A 13,223-nucleotide genomic window follows, 5' to 3' on the forward strand; every position below is an offset into this window, starting at 1 on the left:
GTTCCACTAGTACGAAGAACTGATCTGGATTAATTAGCCAGGAAGATGAAATTATAAAGTTACATAAGTTATGAACTTATGACTAGGTCTTAATTGAGAAGGGCTGTGTTGCACAAACCTAGCATCAAAAGCTTATTCAGCAATATAATTTCAAAATGAATAAGCCTGCCTCTAAAATCTACCGTACAACCAATTGGTCATCCTATAACCGAGCCTTAATTAACCGAGGTAATATTTCCATTTGGTTTGATCCAAAGACTCAGTGGTATGCACAATCACAAGGCAAGCAAGGTCGAAATCAAACCTACTCCGATACAGCGATTCAATGCTGCTCAATGATCAAATTACTATTCCGACTCTCTTTACGTATGGTCACAGGTTTTGTTCAAAGTCTGATTAAACTCTCCGGATTAGATTGGACAGCTCCGGATTATTCCACCCTTTGTCGTAGACAAAAGCATATTGATATTGCGATTAGCTATCAAAAAAGTAGTGATGGACTGCATCTACTCGTAGACTCTACTGGTTTGAAGTTTCTTGGTGAAGGTGAATGGAAACGCAAGAAACATGGGGCTGAATATCGTCGCCAATGGCGTAAGCTTCACATTGCTATGGATGCTAAAACCCTGCAAATACGTGCTGTACAACTCACCATAAATAATGTCAGTGATTCTCAAGTACTCGAAGATTTACTTGCTCAAATTCCCTTGGATGAACCAATTGATTCTGTTTATACAGATGGTGCTTATGACACAAAGCACTGCCGACAAGTCATTTTAGATCGAGATGCACATGCGATCATTCCACCTAGAAAGAATGCAAAGCCTTGGAAGGATCAGCAAGCGAGGTCTATAGAGCGGAATGAATTATTAAAGACAGTCAAACGGCTAGGCAGATCGCTTTGGAAAAAGTGGTCTGGTTATCACCGTCGAAGTTTGGTTGAAACCAAGATGCATTGCATCAAATTATTAGGCGATAAATTAACAGCGCGGAGTTTTCCAAGTCAGGTGAATGAGATCCATGCACGCATGGCAGTTTTGAATAAATTCACAGAATTAGGTCGCCCTCATACCCAAGTTGTCTCTTAAATTTGAGTAGCTTAAGGGAAATCAGCCTTTCAAACCTTTATGCAACAAAGCCGGCCGAAAGTATGTCAGGTATTTGAAATGCTGATTCAGGACGGTATCCTCAATAGTAATCAGGTTTTAAGTGGTTTACCCCATCCTTCGGGAGCCAATGCGGAGCGAATAGCGTATTTTCTCGGGAATAAGCCTAAAGAATTACTATCATCTAAAACGAATCCAGAGTTATTGGATAAAGCGAAAGCTGAAATCATTAAGAAACTTGAACGCCTGGAAATGTAGTGACTATCCATACAGGCATGGAACATGACTGTTCACGTAAAAAGCCCAATCTAGTGTGATCGGGCTTTTTGTTGTGTAATTATATGATTGATTTTAAATGAAAAATTAAAATAATTTCGTATAAGGTGTATTATGTTAATTTTAGAAAATCTTTAAAAGCTATAGCTTCTTGAGCTATCCATAATTCTCCTTTCTCTTGGAATACTTGAGATTATATGATCTAGCATCTTATCCAAGTTATAACCATAGTAAGCACTATAATATGTTGGTTTTTTTACAGAGATTCCTGTAGCTTCTTTAATCCGCTGCTGAACAGATACACTTTTTTCTTCTAAAAACTGCAAAAGTTCGGCTTCTGGTTGATTAATATAAGAATTCCATCCTCGTCTTTTCATCGCCATATCTGCTTGGTTAATAGCGATTATGACTCTATCAGGCTCAATACACTCTAAAACCACTTGCTCTAAAATTTTATAAGTTGTGCCTAAATCACGATGTGACCCATCTAAAATAACTAATGCTAAATCAATAAATCCATACTCTTTTTGATGAATATCCTCTGATTTACACGTTTGTAATAAGAGTTGAGTTAAATTTTTAGCATGGATTTTGTCAGCGGCTAAACCATCGCCTAGCCCAGCTGTATCATGTAGTCTAAAAACATCATTCACAGCATATTGCGTTACGTGCATAGTTTCAGGATCGACACCTGATCCTACTTTTGCAACTTCGGACCCAAATAATCCATTAATTGTTGAACTTTTCCCTACTCCTGTAGCACCAATTAATGCAACATCCAAAGGATATAGTAAGGATCTCTCTCTTAAAGTATTTCTAATATCATTGATTCGATAATTTTGCATATACAAATTACCAACCAAAGAATGAGGAAATACCACCAACAATGCCACCAACCACACCGCCCACAGTACGTCCTAGAGCTTCACCGGTTTTTCCGAATAATGATCCTATTGCTCCACCAATGTTTGCCCCTTGCGCTGCCCCTTTAGATGCAGATTCGACTAGAGACTCCATAAAGCTTTTTTTAATTTCTTTTTGATAATCTTCTAATTTATCGTCCTTTTCCCACATCTCATCTTTTTTATTGATGTCTTGCATAAAGACAGCTCTTTTTTCTTTTTTAGTATGTCTTAGGATAAAAGTTAAAAGTTTTGATAAATTATAAGGTTGTTGTTCATCATCACCATCTTTGTAACCTGCTGAGTAATAAATTGGCTCTACATCAATGCCTGTGGCCTCTTTAATTCTTCTCTGTGTTGATATAACTTTTTCATCTAAAAATTCTTGTAATTTAGGTTCAGGTAAATTTTCCTCTGAATTCCAATACTTTCCTTTCATTGCCATATCTGCTTGATTAATAGCAATTAATAATCGTGATTTATCATCACCAAGATTAGGAATTATTACATTATTAATTAGCTCGAAAGATGTACCTAAATCTCGGCTACTACCATCAAGAATAACCAAAACTAAATCGATTAGAAGATCACCATTATTATCCTTTTCTACTAATTTGTTGATAATATTTTTAGCATGTTTTCTATCAGCTTCTTTACCATCACCTAACCCAGGAGAATCAAATAAAATAATATTATCAAGCTCAAATTTTTTAATATCCATAGTCTCAGGATCAACTCCTGTTCCTACTTTAGCTTTATCAAAATTAAATAAGGCATTGATTGTTGAAGACTTACCTGCACCTGTAGCTCCTGTAATCAAAATATTAACTTTAGTATCTTTTAACGTTGATAAATTTCTTAGAACTGTTGCTTTATCCTGTTCTCGTAAAGAACTGTCAGAATTTATTTTTCTTATAAACTCATCAAATACGTTTAAGCTACTCATCCTATTTCCCCTTATGGTTATCTTTGATTTTTAAAAAGTAATTTTTGTATATTATGTTGAGAGTTAAAATAAATAAAGATCATGACGTCTTAATATGTCGTTTAATATAAAAATTAAACTTACTTAGAATTCCCCATTTAACATAATGGCGGTTATACGAAGTACACTTGTATATTAATATAAATATCAATGACTTAAAAAATTGGCATTACTCAAAAAATCAGCAAAAAGTCGATTTTGAAACAAGTCGGCTTTTTTTTAGGCGGTTTTGATAGTTCTTGCCAATAATTTTGTTTAAAAAGTAGTCGATTTTGCGATTTTTTAAATTTTATCAATGCGTGAATGTTCAAAATTATCCCCATTTCTTGTGGATAAATTTCAGGCACTTTGTACGCTTTAGCTTACTCAAATTCCAGTTCTTTGCGGCTATCAGGATAGCTAGAATATCCCTACGATAGATTCATACAGGAACAGGATGTTCCGGAGCAAAAAACAACAATGATAAGTTCTAACACTAGGATTGTGAGGTAGAGCAGCACCTACCAAAGATCGCACAATAAAAAACCCCGGCAGGATACCGGGGTTTTTTATTGCCTATCCTTTCTCATTTGCAAAACAAACATAATGCCCCTAAAATATAGACTATAATCTATATTTTGGTTGTGGTATGTGGACAGTCATTACGACAGATCTATTTAATCAGTGGCTTGAACAGCAAGATGAACCTACACAAGAGAAGGTCCTAGCTGCCCTGGTTGTTCTACAGCAGCAGGGACCGAGTTTAGGCCGTCCTTTAGTAGATACTGTGTATGAGTCTAAATTTACCAATATGAAAGAACTGCGTGTTCAACATCGCGGTAGACCCTTAAGAGCTTTCTTCGCATTTGATCCCTTACGACAGGCTATTGTTCTATGTATTGCTGATAAAGGCGGTAAAAAGCGTTTTTATAAAGACATGCTGGATATTGCAGATGAACAATACCAACTTCATCTCACTACCCTAGGAGATAAATCTAATGGCTAAGACTCTGCAAGAATTGTTAGCTAGCCGCTCTCCAGAGAGCCAAGCCCGTATTCAAAAAATGGCTGATGAATTACTGCTAGAAAATCAGCTTCATCTTATTCGTGAAGAACTCGAAATTTCTCAAAAAGAGCTTGCTGAAACTTTGGGAATAAAACAGCCATCGCTTTCAGCAATAGAAAATCGTGGCAATGATCTTAAGATTTCAACCATGAAAAAGTATGTTGAGGCAATGGGTGGGAAGCTCCGTATTGATGTAGAGCTTCCAACAGGAAAACATATAGGATTCAACGTTTAACAATAAAAATGGGAGCTATAGGCTCCCATTTTTAGATTCGTATAACGTTGAACCCAACGGTAAATATTCGTGTGATCAACATTCACACCCCGTTCGGCCAGCATTTCCTGCAGTTCACGATAGCTAATGCCATATTTACAATACCAGCGCACAGCCCAAAGAATGATTTCGCCCTGAAAATGCCGACCATGGAAAGGATTCATATGCTGCACCTTTGGCTAAAACAGTCTTCAGCTTACCATTCGTGGTTATTTGCAACAGTGCCGATTTTTTGAAAAAAGCATAGGTCTAGATAATCAAGCTAGATTTTTTAAAACTCCACATTGGTCAATTGTACATAAACCATCACAAGTACCTCTTAAATCAGATAGTTGTTCAATAAGCTTTTGTTGCTTGATTATATTTTCTCTGATAGCACTGACATGTAAGTCAATTAATTCATTCACATCTGAACAATTTTTCTCAGGTTTGTCTTTATAGGTAAGTAATTGACGAATTTCATTCAAACTCATATTTAAAGTTCGGCAATTCAAAATAAATTTAATTCGCTCAACATAGCCTACATCGTAAAGGCGGTAATTTCCTTCCGTTCTTTCCGGTTCCGGAATTAAACCTTCCTTTTCATAAAACCTAATTGTTAATACTGAACATGAGGTTTTTTTAGAGAGTTCACCAATTTTTAAATGCATTGAGTTAGTATTTCCAAAGATTCTTGACTCTATAGTAACTATAGGGATTCTAATATTCAAAGTTTATAATTTTTTTAATGGGTATAATTATGAGTGGTTGTGGATGTAGTAAAGAAACACCATGCGAAGATAAGAAATCTCAACAAGAAAATCATCCATCAATTGCAGAAGCAAACAATTCAAAGAATTGTGATAATACGCTTAGCTGTTGTGGTGAAGAGGAAGAAAAAAAATCTTCATCTCCTTGCTGTAACACTTCAAACAGTTGTGAAGATACCGCTCAATCCTGTTATGGTTCTGATCCCAAAGAAAATTTAAGCACTGAAGACGTTTTAAAAGATTCGCACTACATGAGTGAATACTTAGTTCCCAAAATGGATTGTTCTGCGGAAGAACAGATGGTTCGTATGGCGCTATCTTCAATTGATGGTGTTCAAAAACTCATCTTTGATTTACCTAACCGTTCTTTAAAGGTTCTACATAATCAAAAAGATGAAAATATAACCACCAAACTTGAAGCTTTGGGTTTTGGTGCAAAGCTTGTGAAGACTGAAACTTATATAAGCAATCAACAGGCTAAGCAAACAAGTACCTACACCATTCCTAAAATGGATTGCTCTGCTGAAGAGCAAATGGTCCGTATGGCTCTTGCAGATATTGAAGCAGTTAAAGGTCTTACTTTTGATCTTCCCAATCGAAAACTGAAAGTCTTCCATAATGAAGGGATTCAGCAAATTACGGCTAAACTCGAAGGACTGGGTTTTGGGGCGAAACTTGATGAAACACAGCTTTCTTCAGGCGATATACCTAATGAACCTGATCCTGTGAGACAAGCTAAAGGGCACTGTTGCAAATAGGCTGACATGATAAGCTAAATATCTTATTTATTTCGAGATACAGCAGATGAATCCCTTCCATGGTCGGCACTTTCAAGGTGAAATCATTCTTTGGGCTGTTCGTTGGTATTGTAAATATGGCATCAGCTATCGTGAACTTCAAGAAATGCTCGCTGAACGAGGTGTGAATGTTGACCACACCACAATTTATCGTTGGGTTCAGCGTTATGCTCCAGAAATGGAAAAACGCTTACGCTGGTATTGGCGTAATCCTACAGATTTACATTCATGGCATATGGATGAGACTTATATCAAAGTGAAGGGGCGATGGACTTACCTGTATCGTGCAGTTGATCAACGTGGTCATACGATTGACTTTTACCTTTCCGCTAGACGGAACAGTAAATCAGCCTATTGTTTTTTAGGAAAGATCTTCAATACGGTGAAAAAATGGCAAATTCCACGGGTCATCAATACAGATAAAGCAGCGACCTATGGCCATGCTTTATCACGGTTAAAGCGAGAAGGAAAATGTCCAGTAGATATTGAGCACAGGCAGATTAAGTATAAAAATAATGTCATTGAATGTGATCATGGTAAGTTAAAGCGGATCATCAGGGCCACATTAGGATTCAAATCTATGAAGACGGCTTATGCCACAATTAAAGGTATTGAAGTCATGCGTGCACTACGTAAAGGACAAGCATCGTCATTTTATTATGGTCAGCCTCAAGGTGAAGTGTGTCTAATCAACAGGGTTTTCGGTCTCTAAGCACTTTTAAAAAGGAACTTCATCGACTCAAATCTCTATTTGCAACAGTGCCCCAGGAAGTCTTTATAGGGAACAAGAGAAAGTTCACTATGTTCTGATTGATAATAAATTGTATTCAATTGATGAATACGTTTCAGAAAATGGACAAATAGAATCCTTTACTACTTCTTTTACAAGATGCTGATTCAACGATTTAACATAATGGTGGTTATGCGAAATTCCTATTGTAACTCCAAAATAGAAATGTCCGGTTTCTCCAAAGTAAAAATGTCCGCTTTTAGAATATGCACTTTTGCAATTTCGTTAGCGGACGGTTTGATATGTTGGTGTCTATGTCGGATAAAGAACTTAAACGATTGTCGGTCTTGCAGGAAATCTGCGATCAACGCATAACTCAATCCCAGGCTGCTCAGCTACTTCATATTTCAGAACGTCAGATCAGACGCTTACTGCAGAAATACAAAGCTCAAGGTCCCGCTGCATTAGCCCATGCCGGTCGTGGCCAAATCAGCAATTCCAAACTTCCTGAAGAACTCAGACTCAAGTGCCTCAATATTGTTTCTGACCAACTCCATGGTTTCGGACCCACTTTAGCGCATGAAAAGCTCACCACCGTACATGGATTCGATCTTTCAGTAGAAACCCTGCGTTCCTGGATGATTGCAGCTGACTTATGGATTCCTCGATCCAAGCGCCTGAAACGCCCGTATCAGCCTCGTTACAACCGGGATTGCTTTGGTGAACTGATCCAAATTGATGGCTCATATCATGACTGGTTTGAAGGACGCGCTGCTAAATGCTGTCTGCTGGTGTTTATCGATGATGCTACAGGAAAATTGCAGCATTTACGCTTCTGTGAATCAGAATCAGCCTTTGATTATATGATTTCAACACGCTTGTATGTTGAGCAGCATGGTAAGCCGTTGGCATTTTACAGCGACAAACATTCAGTCTTCAGGGTGAATCAAAGCAGCAAGAAAGACACCAAGATTACCCAGTTTGGACGCGTACTCAGTACCCTGAATATCGATATCATCTTCGCCAATTCACCACAGGCCAAAGGCCGTGTGGAACGTGCCAACAGAACCCTTCAGGACCGTCTGATCAAGGAAATGCGCCTAGAAGGTATCTGTTCAATTGCCGAGGCAAATGCCTGGCTACCCTGCTTTATTGAGCAGTTCAATCAGAAGTTCGCCAAGATGGCTTTTAATCCTAAGGATCTACATCGGCCTATCACTGAAACAGCCGAAGAATTAGATGATATTTTTACTTGGCGTGAACCCCGCAGAGTCACGAATAGCCTGACGATTACTTATGATAAATGCGTATATCTCCTGGAAAACACCGAAGAAAATCAAAGGTTGATCGGTAAGTATCTTGAGTTCCTGGAATACCCGGATGGTACTGTAGCCCTCATGCATGATGGCCGAAAGATCAATTACAGCCTCTTCGATAAATTAAGTCAGCTGAATCAGCGAGAGATTGTTGAGAATAAACGGTTGGGTGCTGTTCTGAATCATATCCAACAACAGCATGAAGAACTGGAACAACAAAACAAACGCAATCGTTCTCAAAAGATGCCAAGCAGACGTGCACAGAAAATAGCAATCAAAGAACGAAATCTAAATCCTGTGCTTGACTTGGAATTGTCCATATAGGACATTTCTATTTGGTTATTAGGTAGGACATTTCTACTTGGGAATAACATCCTAGCATATTAATCTTTTGTCTTATAGCTTTGTATTTTACCAATAGGTAGAATATATTCACAACCTACATCGGAAAAGTAGGTAGTTAAGAAAAAAGTTGCAGAGATTTATAAGCCTTATAGTAACGGGAGAGACTATAGGGCTTTTTATTTATCTTAATATTCATATATCTATGATAAAGTCATGATGCTCGACGATATAAAAGACCGGCTTGAAAATAGGCCGGTCTTTTAATTTAATACTTGCCCTTTTTTATGATCATTATTGATCTTAACAACTAGAGCTAAAATAAAAACCAGGAAAATCAAATGCTTTCTCATTATTAATACCTTCTTCTAATCTTTAAGAATGCCTTTTCCCACTACAAATAGATATGACATAAGGGTAGCACTGATACAAGCCATTTTTTAAATGGCCTTAGCAACTCGATAAACAGTTGCAACTCCACAATTCACTGCTTTGGCAATTTCTTCCTTAGTCATATTGCCAGCTGCTAGCAATTCTTTTATTCGTTTGTGCTTAGCCTCATTGGCTTTCTTACCTGTTGGCTTGTAACCCGAACGCGCTAAGCCCTGCTTAATACGTTCTATACGTTTCTCATTGTCCAGGCGGGCCATTGTTGCCAGGAGATCAATCAACATATTGTTGATGAGTTCCAAGATTGAATGAGTAATGCTGTCACTGGTTTGAATCATTTGGTAGGTAGTAGGAAGATCTGCCACAATTAATCGAAGTCCCTTCTCCTGAATCCTGCGCTTCAGCTCTTGAAAATCCTGTTGGGTTAGGCGTGATAATCGGTCAATACTTTCAACCAACAAGGTGTCACCTTGATTTGCTTCTGACAGTAGCTTATTCAATTCAGGTCGGTCTAACTTCGTACCACTATAGTTTTCCACGTACACAATAGTTTCTCCAAAATTCAAGTTTTGGTTTAGATCCTGAAGAATCTGCAAAGCCCTTTCTGCATCTTTAGTTGAAGCTCGTAGATAAATACGTGTATTCATTTCTATCATTTAATCTTAATTCTATTAGATTAATGATAACACTATCATTTAATTATTACATTAAGTCTAATAATAGATATTGTATGCGATTTGGCTCGCTATCATTCAGCTATACTCTTTACTCTTTTGATAGAAAAATCATGACAGAAGGGCATGCTTGGTAAGTTCATATAACGTGTATTATGTTAATTTTAGATTTACTAAAACTATTTTTTGAGAACTAGGCTGTTATGGGAACTGTAAAGCTCAAATCTTCTGATGAAGTTTTTCAATTAAAAATTAGTCTTCTAGGCAGTGATCCTGAAATCTGGAGAACTATTCAAATTTCATCGGCAGCTACTTTATCTACGCTCCATAAGGCAATTCAATCTGCTTTTGATTGGGAAGATAGCCATTTACATGAATTCACGACTATTAAGCATGAAAAGATCAATAAAAGACAAAAATTGAAAGAAGTTCTACGTGTAGGTAAAAAAATTATATATACATATGATTTTGGCGATTGTTGGGAACATTTGATTACTGTAGAAAGCAGACAATCTCCTGATTTAAATAAAAAATATCCATGTTGTATAGATGGTCAAAATCATGCTCCATTTGAAGATATTGGAGGAATTTTTGGATATCTTGATATTTTAGATGCATTACAAGACCCTAAACATCCAAGATATGACGATTACATGCAAATTATCGAGGATGAAATAGGAGAGATAGAGTTTGATCCGACCTACTTTAATTCACATGATATTAAGTTTTAAACCTGATTTAACATAATAGCTGTTATGCGAAGTAACACAACACAACACTTGTTATTAATATAGATATCAACCACTTAGTAAAAATAGAAAATCCTAAAATGAATAAAAAGCCGACTTTGAAACAAGTCGGCTTTTTTATGATCGATTTTGATAGTTCTTGCCAATAAATTTGACTAAAAATTACGCTTTTCAACTTGAGTGATACAATTTTGTGATACATTATTGTATATACAAATTTGAATGTTTTTTATGGAACAGTATTTCGAATGGGATGAGGCAAAGAATCGAAAGAATCAGAAAAAGCACGATGTCTCTTTCGAAACAGCAAGCCTTGTTTTTGATGATCCATTAAGGATCTCAATCCAGGACAGACATACCGATGGTGAAGAACGTTGGCAAACCATTGGAAAAGTAAAAGGCGTACTAATGCTGTTAGTAGCTCACACCATCTTTGATGAAGATGACTGTGAAATCATACGAATCATTAGTGCAAGACAAGTCACTAAGGCGGAGCGAGATAGATATGAGCATGGTTAGATACTCACGCAAAGAACTGAATGAAAAATTCAGCGACAAGCAAGATGCTGAAATTCAACGCTTGCTTGCTAAGGGAACGGTTCCTGACGATCAGCTAGATCTCTCAGATATGCCTGAAATTACCGACTGGAGCAATGCTGTACGCCATAATCAATTCTATCGCCCAGTGAAGCAACAGACTTCCATTCGTTTAGATGCTGATGTACTTGCATGGTTTAAAGCTCAAGGCAAAGGCTATCAAACACGAATGAATGAAATTTTGCGGGATGCCATGCTAAAAGAATTAAAAAATCATCAGTAAAAATGGGAGCTTAAGCTCCCATTTTTAACCTTGTATAAAGTGTATCATGTTAGTTTCAAAAAACTTAATTATCCGTATCATCTACTTCATAAGAAAACTCTAATGGGCTTGCTGAGGTCCAACCAGTTCGTTCAGGCATTCCATGATAGTGTCGTTTTATACTTCCTTTAGTAGCTATAACTTTAAAACCTCTACGCATAAAAGCATTTACAACTCTATCTCTCGGATGTTTTTTAGAACCAGGAGAAGCTGAAACAAGGGCCGTTTTTTGAAAAATACTAGGTTCAGAACCTGAAGCACTACCAATTAAACGATCTAATGATTCTGTGGAAACATTTCGGCGGCTACCATGATGTGGAACTTGCACAAATTTAATGTATTCCTGAATTTGCAAGCCATGATTTTCAGCATATTCAGCAGCTTTAGTTAATGCCTTCACACCACTGTCACCAGTAAGTAGAATTCCTTTATTTAAGATATCCGCATATAAAATTACACTACTATCATTTTCTGCTGATGTTTCAACATTATTAGGTAAATTCTCTTCATTCCATGCTTCACGTAGTATGTTTTTAACGGTTTCAGCGAAGCTTTCCAGACTATCAACAAATTTCTCAATTACTAATTTTGCTTTAGTTGGCGTTTTTGAAAAGTCTGGTACTAATGTGTTTATGTACCATTCTTTATCAGGAGACAAAACCGTAAATGGTCCTATCTGAGCACCAGCATAAGGTTCATATATAGGAATAGATTTTTCTTCAGCCAGTTCATATACGCAATGAGCCATTCTTAGTTTCTCTTTCATACGTTCACTAAGACTATTCGCTGTCATACGTCCATCATGGAATAGATCTAAAATCTCATCACTATATTTCCAAGGCTGATGAATCCAAACTTCCCCAACGTCCATATTTTCTAAGACATAAATTAACCCAGAAACATGGTCACCATCAGGATGTGAATTGATTAAATAATCAATTTTCTGTGTCCCATAATATTTTTTAATATGTGCAACCATAGCTTCACCAGATTTTCTGGTTCCACCATCATAAGCAATAATTTTTTCTATTCCGTCTTCAAAATAATGGAAGAGAATACAATCACCACTCTTTTCACCATTCCCAACAGGTAAAAATTCTATCTCATAACTTGTAATCATTATTAAGTACTCAAATCATTCTGTTAGAATAGATGAGGATACTTTTTTGAATTTCAATTAAAAATGAAAGACTTATTTGGCTATTTTGATGAATACACATTAAAAGCACGATTCTTGCCAGCCTGTATTGCTGGATTACCATTATTAGCTCTTATAGCATCTTATTTTGACTGGAATAAATTTTTAATATCCAATGTCATCGTTGGTGTTCTTATCGGATTTTTGATGGTATTTCTACTATCAAATGTTGCAAGATATATGGGCAAAAAAGTAGAAAAAAACTCATTAGTTGATTGGAAAGTTTTACCCTCAACCGAACTTATGAGACATAGTGATAATTCTTTAAATAAAGTAAAAAAAGATAAGATTCATGAGCTACTTACACAAAAGTCACCTTTCACTATGCCTTCTCCTCAAGAAGAAATTGCTGATCCAAATATGGCTGACAATGTGTACAGTGAAACTATGACTTGGTTAAGAGGAAAAACTAGAGATGAAAAAATATTACTTAATGAAAATATTACCTATGGATTCATGAGAAATAGTTTGGGATTAAAATGGATAGCGCTATTGATATGCTTAATCTCATTCATAATTTTAGTTGCTTTATTTTTCCTCAATTATGAAAGTTCTTTAAAAGATTTTCATCAACTCGGTATTTTTATAAAAAAAGTTAAAATGGCTTTATGGCTAACTTTAGTAGTTAGTCTTTTAATGCCTTTGTATTGGAGTTTAATTATTAATAAAAATAACTTACGTAGAGCAGCAATTAACTATGCAAAGACGTTGATAGACCTAACCTATAAAGTCTGATCCTAGCCAAAATAATAAACAATAGATCCTTTTTAAAAGTGAACCGTACCGGGTTTGTCGGAGACTTTTTATTTAAGTTAGGCCACCTGACCTAAC

15 protein-coding genes and 2 pseudogenes are annotated in these 13,223 nt (G+C 36.4%); 11 read left to right on the plus strand and 6 right to left on the minus strand.

The features are described from left to right. Positions 1 to 155: 155 nt before the first annotated feature. Both F894_RS00050 and F894_RS00055 read left to right on the plus strand, forming a co-directional pair. Positions 156 to 1,088, plus strand: coding sequence for an IS5 family transposase (locus F894_RS00050; protein WP_005021578.1), 933 nt, complete (start codon positions 156 to 158; stop codon positions 1,086 to 1,088). Positions 1,089 to 1,127: 39 nt separating this feature from the next. Beyond that, the gene (locus F894_RS00055) at positions 1,128 to 1,364 is read left to right on the plus strand and encodes a hypothetical protein (protein WP_005021575.1); all 237 of its coding nucleotides are present in this window, start codon (positions 1,128 to 1,130) and stop codon (positions 1,362 to 1,364) included. A gap of 152 nt (positions 1,365 to 1,516) precedes the next feature. Here the strand turns inward: F894_RS00055 and F894_RS00060 are convergent, their stop codons facing one another. Further along, entirely contained in the window at positions 1,517 to 2,227 is a 711-nt protein-coding gene (locus F894_RS00060; RefSeq protein ID WP_005155891.1) for a GTPase family protein, read from the minus strand. A 7-nt stretch (positions 2,228 to 2,234) separates the two neighbouring features. Further along, positions 2,235 to 3,230 carry a GTPase family protein gene (locus tag F894_RS00065; protein ID WP_005245141.1) on the minus strand — a complete coding sequence of 332 codons (996 nt, stop codon included), beginning with the start codon at positions 3,228 to 3,230 and terminating at the stop codon, positions 2,235 to 2,237. A gap of 667 nt (positions 3,231 to 3,897) precedes the next feature. On the opposite strand from F894_RS00065, the gene F894_RS00070 reads away from it, so the two are divergent. Both F894_RS00070 and F894_RS00075 read left to right on the plus strand, forming a co-directional pair. Then, entirely contained in the window at positions 3,898 to 4,254 is a 357-nt protein-coding gene (locus F894_RS00070; protein ID WP_004668307.1) for a type II toxin-antitoxin system RelE/ParE family toxin, read from the plus strand. Next, complete coding sequence (locus F894_RS00075) at positions 4,247 to 4,549, plus strand: helix-turn-helix domain-containing protein (protein ID WP_001140620.1); 303 nt, start codon at positions 4,247 to 4,249, stop codon at positions 4,547 to 4,549. The genes F894_RS00070 and F894_RS00075 overlap by 8 nt, the downstream gene beginning before the upstream one ends. A 41-nt stretch (positions 4,550 to 4,590) precedes the next feature. Here F894_RS00075 and F894_RS00080 read toward each other — a convergent pair. Together F894_RS00080 and cadR are read right to left on the minus strand one after the other, a co-directional pair. Then, positions 4,591 to 4,752 (minus strand): annotated as a pseudogene (locus tag F894_RS00080) (IS6 family transposase); the annotation flags it as partial. Positions 4,753 to 4,845: 93 nt separating this feature from the next. After that, positions 4,846 to 5,238 carry a Cd(II)/Pb(II)-responsive transcriptional regulator gene (cadR, locus tag F894_RS00085; protein ID WP_000550240.1) on the minus strand — a complete coding sequence of 131 codons (393 nt, stop codon included), beginning with the start codon at positions 5,236 to 5,238 and terminating at the stop codon, positions 4,846 to 4,848. Positions 5,239 to 5,327: 89 nt separating this feature from the next. Between cadR and F894_RS00090 the strand changes: the two are divergent. The 3 genes and pseudogenes from F894_RS00090 to F894_RS00100 form a co-directional block, all read left to right on the plus strand. After that, positions 5,328 to 6,077: pseudogene (locus tag F894_RS00090) on the plus strand (cation transporter); the annotation flags it as partial. Positions 6,078 to 6,141: 64 nt separating this feature from the next. Continuing rightward, positions 6,142 to 6,846: an IS6-like element IS1008 family transposase gene (locus F894_RS00095; RefSeq protein WP_001067790.1), complete on the plus strand. Its 705-nt coding sequence runs from the start codon at positions 6,142 to 6,144 to the stop codon at positions 6,844 to 6,846. Positions 6,847 to 7,178: 332 nt separating this feature from the next. Next, positions 7,179 to 8,504 carry an ISNCY family transposase gene (locus F894_RS00100; RefSeq protein WP_081401185.1) on the plus strand — a complete coding sequence of 442 codons (1,326 nt, stop codon included), beginning with the start codon at positions 7,179 to 7,181 and terminating at the stop codon, positions 8,502 to 8,504. 458 nt (positions 8,505 to 8,962) lie between these two features. Here F894_RS00100 and F894_RS00105 read toward each other — a convergent pair whose 3' ends face one another. Next, positions 8,963 to 9,568 carry a recombinase family protein gene (locus F894_RS00105; protein WP_005245146.1) on the minus strand — a complete coding sequence of 202 codons (606 nt, stop codon included), beginning with the start codon at positions 9,566 to 9,568 and terminating at the stop codon, positions 8,963 to 8,965. A 221-nt stretch (positions 9,569 to 9,789) separates the two neighbouring features. Here F894_RS00105 and F894_RS00110 point away from each other — a divergent pair, with 221 nt between their 5' ends. The 3 genes from F894_RS00110 (at position 9,790) to F894_RS00120 (ending at position 11,155) form a co-directional block, all read left to right on the plus strand. Next, positions 9,790 to 10,317, plus strand: coding sequence for a plasmid pRiA4b ORF-3 family protein (locus F894_RS00110; RefSeq protein ID WP_000537573.1), 528 nt, complete (start codon positions 9,790 to 9,792; stop codon positions 10,315 to 10,317). Positions 10,318 to 10,566: 249 nt separating this feature from the next. Further along, positions 10,567 to 10,854 carry a BrnT family toxin gene (locus tag F894_RS00115; protein WP_004884492.1) on the plus strand — a complete coding sequence of 96 codons (288 nt, stop codon included), beginning with the start codon at positions 10,567 to 10,569 and terminating at the stop codon, positions 10,852 to 10,854. Next, entirely contained in the window at positions 10,841 to 11,155 is a 315-nt protein-coding gene (locus F894_RS00120; protein ID WP_005098515.1) for a BrnA antitoxin family protein, read from the plus strand. The genes F894_RS00115 and F894_RS00120 overlap by 14 nt, the downstream gene beginning before the upstream one ends. Positions 11,156 to 11,219: 64 nt before the next feature. On the opposite strand, the gene F894_RS00125 is transcribed toward F894_RS00120, so the two are convergent. Beyond that, a complete protein-coding gene (locus F894_RS00125; protein WP_005245147.1) occupies positions 11,220 to 12,314 on the minus strand; it encodes a ComEC/Rec2 family competence protein in 1,095 nt (364 codons plus the stop codon). A gap of 63 nt (positions 12,315 to 12,377) precedes the next feature. On the opposite strand from F894_RS00125, the gene F894_RS00130 reads away from it, so the two are divergent. Beyond that, positions 12,378 to 13,127, plus strand: coding sequence for a hypothetical protein (locus F894_RS00130; RefSeq protein WP_005245148.1), 750 nt, complete (start codon positions 12,378 to 12,380; stop codon positions 13,125 to 13,127). The last annotated feature ends 96 nt before the right edge of the window (positions 13,128 to 13,223 follow it).

This window comes from Acinetobacter sp. CIP 51.11 (assembly GCF_000369665.1).
Taxonomy (GTDB): Bacteria; Pseudomonadota; Gammaproteobacteria; order Pseudomonadales; family Moraxellaceae; genus Acinetobacter; species Acinetobacter lwoffii_S.

Bases quoted from the DNA above. Each gene is read 5' to 3' on its own strand.
- F894_RS00050 (WP_005021578.1), top strand. From the start codon at position 156: ATGAATAAGCCTGCCTCTAAAATCTACCGTACAACCAATTGGTCATCC.
- F894_RS00125 (WP_005245147.1), bottom strand. From the start codon at position 12,314: ATGATTACAAGTTATGAGATAGAATTTTTACCTGTTGGGAATGGTGAA.
- F894_RS00130 (WP_005245148.1), top strand. From the start codon at position 12,378: ATGAAAGACTTATTTGGCTATTTTGATGAATACACATTAAAAGCACGA.
- F894_RS00105 (WP_005245146.1), bottom strand. From the start codon at position 9,568: ATGATAGAAATGAATACACGTATTTATCTACGAGCTTCAACTAAAGAT.
- F894_RS00070 (WP_004668307.1), top strand. From the start codon at position 3,898: ATGTGGACAGTCATTACGACAGATCTATTTAATCAGTGGCTTGAACAG.
- F894_RS00055 (WP_005021575.1), top strand. From the start codon at position 1,128: ATGCAACAAAGCCGGCCGAAAGTATGTCAGGTATTTGAAATGCTGATT.
- cadR (WP_000550240.1), bottom strand. From the start codon at position 5,238: ATGCATTTAAAAATTGGTGAACTCTCTAAAAAAACCTCATGTTCAGTA.
- F894_RS00100 (WP_081401185.1), top strand. From the start codon at position 7,179: ATGTCGGATAAAGAACTTAAACGATTGTCGGTCTTGCAGGAAATCTGC.
- F894_RS00060 (WP_005155891.1), bottom strand. From the start codon at position 2,227: ATGCAAAATTATCGAATCAATGATATTAGAAATACTTTAAGAGAGAGA.
- F894_RS00095 (WP_001067790.1), top strand. From the start codon at position 6,142: ATGAATCCCTTCCATGGTCGGCACTTTCAAGGTGAAATCATTCTTTGG.
- F894_RS00115 (WP_004884492.1), top strand. From the start codon at position 10,567: ATGGAACAGTATTTCGAATGGGATGAGGCAAAGAATCGAAAGAATCAG.
- F894_RS00065 (WP_005245141.1), bottom strand. From the start codon at position 3,230: ATGAGTAGCTTAAACGTATTTGATGAGTTTATAAGAAAAATAAATTCT.
- F894_RS00110 (WP_000537573.1), top strand. From the start codon at position 9,790: ATGGGAACTGTAAAGCTCAAATCTTCTGATGAAGTTTTTCAATTAAAA.
- F894_RS00075 (WP_001140620.1), top strand. From the start codon at position 4,247: ATGGCTAAGACTCTGCAAGAATTGTTAGCTAGCCGCTCTCCAGAGAGC.
- F894_RS00120 (WP_005098515.1), top strand. From the start codon at position 10,841: ATGAGCATGGTTAGATACTCACGCAAAGAACTGAATGAAAAATTCAGC.